The sequence below is a fragment of the Protofrankia coriariae genome, from assembly GCF_001017755.1.
In the GTDB taxonomy this organism is placed as follows: Bacteria; Actinomycetota; Actinomycetes; order Frankiales; family Frankiaceae; genus Protofrankia; species Protofrankia coriariae.
Genome location: NZ_JWIO01000030.1, coordinates 6154 through 9544, shown reverse-complemented (window position 1 = coordinate 9544; position 3391 = coordinate 6154). Strand labels below are relative to the sequence as shown.

Below are 3391 nucleotides of genomic sequence, written 5' to 3'. Positions count from 1 at the left end.
GCCAGCGGGGTCGCCCCGAGCCGGGACCGCCGGGACGGGATGAAGCGGCGGACGGCCACGAGCGTGGCCGGCACATCCTGTTCCGGGAGATCGGCAAGGGTGTCGGCCGCGAATGCCACAATCTGTGCCCGGACGCTGGAGGGAAGCGGCTCGCTCACCCGGACGCCAGTGCAAGCTCACGCGGCGCGCCGTCCAGCCTGCCGCCAACCGGCAGGTCACCGCCCGGCCTGCCGCCGGTCGCCGTGGTGCCGTCCGGTACGCCACGCCGACGATGCCGGAAGCCCGCAGCCTCCCCGGCCACCGCCCTTCGTCCCCCGCCCCGGCCGGGGCTGCCGAGACCGGCAGGACCGCCGGGAGCGGTCTGGTCACGGGCCCGCTCCCGGTGCCACAACCTCCCCGTCACGGCGCAACGGAGCGGATCCGCGCGTGTCCCCCACCGCATGCGGGTAGACGGTTCGGGAAGATCGAGGGACACGGCCAGACTCCGGGGCACGTTGGGAACAACGACGACGACACCCCAGCGTATCGGGCCAGCCCGATCCCTCCGGATCGCATGGGTTCTCGGCCGGTTCGTCCAGGTCACAGCGCCCCGGTCAGGACAGGGCCGGCCTGCCGGGAGCTACCGGGCGAGAGCGGCCCGGATGCGTTCGGCCGCGTCGTCGAGCGCGGCCGGGTCGGGGTTGTGATCGGCCGCCTCGAACGAGATGTCAGCCTCGGAGTCGATCGGAATGAGGTGCACGTGCACATGCGGCACCTCCAGCCCGGCGAGCAGCGCGGCCACCCTGCGGGGACGGAAGGCGGTGTCGATGGCCCGCCCGACCAGGGCCGCGGTGCTCCACAGCTCCCGCAGGACGTCGGGCGGCAGGTCGATCCAGTGGTCGACCTCCAGCCGTGGCACCACCAGGGTGTGCCCCGGCCGGATCGGGGCGATGGTCAGGAACGCCGCGCTGTGGTCGTCCTCGTGGACGATCCGCCCGGGCAGCTCCCTCTTGATGATCCGGGTGAAGACGCTGGCCATGCCCGGACAGTACATGTCCGGACGGTGACCTTATCTGGACGGTAACTTTGCCTGGACGGTATCTGTATCCGCACAGTAGCCGGCTGAGACCCACGCTGGCACTCGCGCCGCTCGGCCCCGCCCCGCGCTGGCAGCGTGCTGGTGCCGTGCCGGCAGCACAACGGCGGGTCGACAGCGCGGCCGCGGGCCGGGCAGCGCAACGGTACCGGCACGGCGGCGACGGGGCGCTGCCGTGGACGGGCCGGCGGCCCCAGGGTGACACACCGACACAGACCGGTCAGCCATGCGGAATCATGCGCCTGTGGCCTGGTTTGAAACGAATGGCATCCGCATGGCCCAGGTGGGCCTGGACTGCGTCAACGTGGAGCTGATGGTCGGGTTCTGGTCGTCGGCACTCGGCTACGAGGTTGCGCGGCACGACGGCGACTCGGCCGTCCTACGCCACCCGGCCGGCGCCGGTCCCAAGCTGCGTTTACGGCGCGTGTCCGGGTCGGTGCCGAGCCCGGGCCGGCTGCACCTGGACCTGTACGCGGTGGACGCCGCACGCGTGGTCGGCTGGCTGTCGTCGCTGGGCGCCCGCGAGGTCGGACGCTACACCGACGGCGCCGACAGCGGCTTCATCCTCGCCGACCCGGAGGGCAACGAGTTCCGGGTCACCACGGCGGGTCAGGACGGGTTCGCCCGGCCGTTCGCGTGACAGGCCACCGGCGTCTGNCCGGCGTCTGGCGGCCAGCCGGTGACCGGCGGGCGCGAGCGGGAACCCGTCCCGGGAACAGGGCCGGAAAACTGTCGTGAGCAGGGACTACCGTACCCGGACATGCGCCGGTTCTTCCCCGCGCCGGGCGGCGGCCACCCGGACGCACCACCCACGCCGCCCGCCGGGCACCAGTCCCCGCTCCATCAGGGCGCCCCGGCGGGCCGCCAGCAGCACGATCATGTTCATCCCGTGTTGCCGGCGGCCCAGCTGCCCGTGCCGCCGGCGGAGCTCGGCCGTCCCCTGCGGGAGGTCACCTTCGTCGTGGTGGACCTGGAGACCACCGGCAGCCGGGCGGCCGACAGCGAGATCACCGAGATCGGCGCGGTGAAGATCCGCGGCGGGGAGGTCCTCGCGGAACTGGCGACGCTGGTGCGGCCGGACGCGCCGATCCCGCCGTTCATCTCGGTCCTCACCGGGATCACCGACGCGATGGTCGCCACCGCGCCCCGCATCGACGCGGCCCTGCCGACCTTCCTGGAGTTCGCCCATGGCAGCGTGCTGGTCGCGCACAACGCGCCCTTCGACCTCGGATTCCTGCGGGAGGCGTGTATACGCTGCGGCCATCCCGTCCCTGACTGGGAGCATCTGGACACACTCCGTATCGCCAGGCAGGTACTGGGCCGAGACGAGACCCCGAACCACAAACTCGCCTCGCTGGCCCGGCTCTTCCCCGCGGACGCCGGGCCCTGCCACCGGGCGCTGGCGGACGCGCGGGCGACCGTCGCCGTGCTGCACGGGCTGTTCGAGCGTCTCGGCGGTTTCGGCGTGACCACGCTGGAGGAACTGCACGGATTCTCCCGCAAGGTCTCCCCCGCCCGGCGGCGCAAGCGGCACCTGGCGGACGACCTGCCGACCGGCCCGGGGGTGTACATCTTCCGGGACAGCAGCGACCGGCCCCTCTATGTCGGGACGTCCCGGTCGGTACGGGCCCGCGTCCGGTCGTACTTCACCGCCGGTGAGCCGCGGCAGCGGATGGCCGCGATGGTCGCGTCGGCCGAGCGGGTGGACGCGATCTCGTGCGCGCACGCGCTGGAGGCGCAGGTCCGGGAGGTCCGGCTGATCGCCGAGCACAAGCCCCCGTACAACCGCCGCTCCCGGAACCCGGAACGGGCGGTCTACCTGAAGATCACCGATGAGCCGTACCCGCGGCTGTCCCGGGTGCGGGCGGCCCGGGACGACGGTACCTACCTCGGCCCGTTCCCCAGCATGGCCGTGGCGGACCTCGCCGCGGCCGCGATCCACGAGGCGATCCCGCTGCGCCAGTGCGCCACCAGGCTGTCACCGCGCCGGCCCACCGCCGCGTGCGCGCTGGTGGAGCTGGGCCGCTGCGGGGCGCCCTGCGACGGCCGGGAGAGCCCGCAGGAGTACGCCCGGCACGTGGCAGCGGCCGTGACCGCCATCACCGCCGACCCGCAGGTGGTCGTGGACGCCGCGCGGGTCCGCATCGCCACCCTCGCCGCCGAGCAGCGCTACGAGGACGCGGCGGTCGTCCGCGACCGGCTGCTGGCCTTCCTGCACGCGTCACAGCGGCTCCAGCGCCTGGCGGCGCTGACCGGCGTGGCCGAGATGACCGCCGCCGCGCCCACCGACGAGGGCGGCTGGGACATCGCGGTGAT

General features: G+C 73.5%; 5 protein-coding genes (1 of these 5 cut by a window edge). 2 read left to right on the top strand and 3 right to left on the bottom strand.

Going from position 1 to position 3391, the window contains the following annotated elements; translation table 11 throughout:
- Together FrCorBMG51_RS17215 and FrCorBMG51_RS17210 are read right to left on the bottom strand one after the other, a co-directional pair.
- A protein-coding gene (locus tag FrCorBMG51_RS17215; protein ID WP_047224092.1) for an NYN domain-containing protein crosses the window boundary here: on the bottom strand, positions 1 to 158 show its 5' end (the start). The gene continues 1189 nt to the left of window position 1, outside the view; only the first 158 of its 1347 coding nucleotides appear in the window; its start codon is at positions 156 to 158; the stop codon falls past the left edge of the window.
- Between the two features lie 461 nt (positions 159 to 619).
- Positions 620 to 1018: an HIT family protein gene (locus FrCorBMG51_RS17210; protein WP_043603782.1), complete on the bottom strand. Its 399-nt coding sequence runs from the start codon at positions 1016 to 1018 to the stop codon at positions 620 to 622.
- A gap of 283 nt (positions 1019 to 1301) precedes the next feature.
- Between FrCorBMG51_RS17210 and FrCorBMG51_RS17205 the strand changes: the two genes are divergently transcribed.
- Entirely contained in the window at positions 1302 to 1715 is a 414-nt protein-coding gene (locus FrCorBMG51_RS17205) for a VOC family protein (protein ID WP_047224091.1), read from the top strand.
- Between the two features lie 105 nt (positions 1716 to 1820).
- Here the strand turns inward: FrCorBMG51_RS17205 and FrCorBMG51_RS32640 are convergent, their stop codons facing one another.
- The gene (locus FrCorBMG51_RS32640) at positions 1821 to 1955 is read right to left on the bottom strand and encodes a hypothetical protein (RefSeq protein ID WP_256386221.1); all 135 of its coding nucleotides are present in this window, start codon (positions 1953 to 1955) and stop codon (positions 1821 to 1823) included.
- 9 nt (positions 1956 to 1964) lie between these two features.
- Here FrCorBMG51_RS32640 and FrCorBMG51_RS17200 point away from each other — a divergent pair.
- The coding region (locus FrCorBMG51_RS17200) for a DEDD exonuclease domain-containing protein (RefSeq protein WP_235433676.1) at positions 1965 to 3391 on the top strand (1427 nt) is incomplete at its 3' end.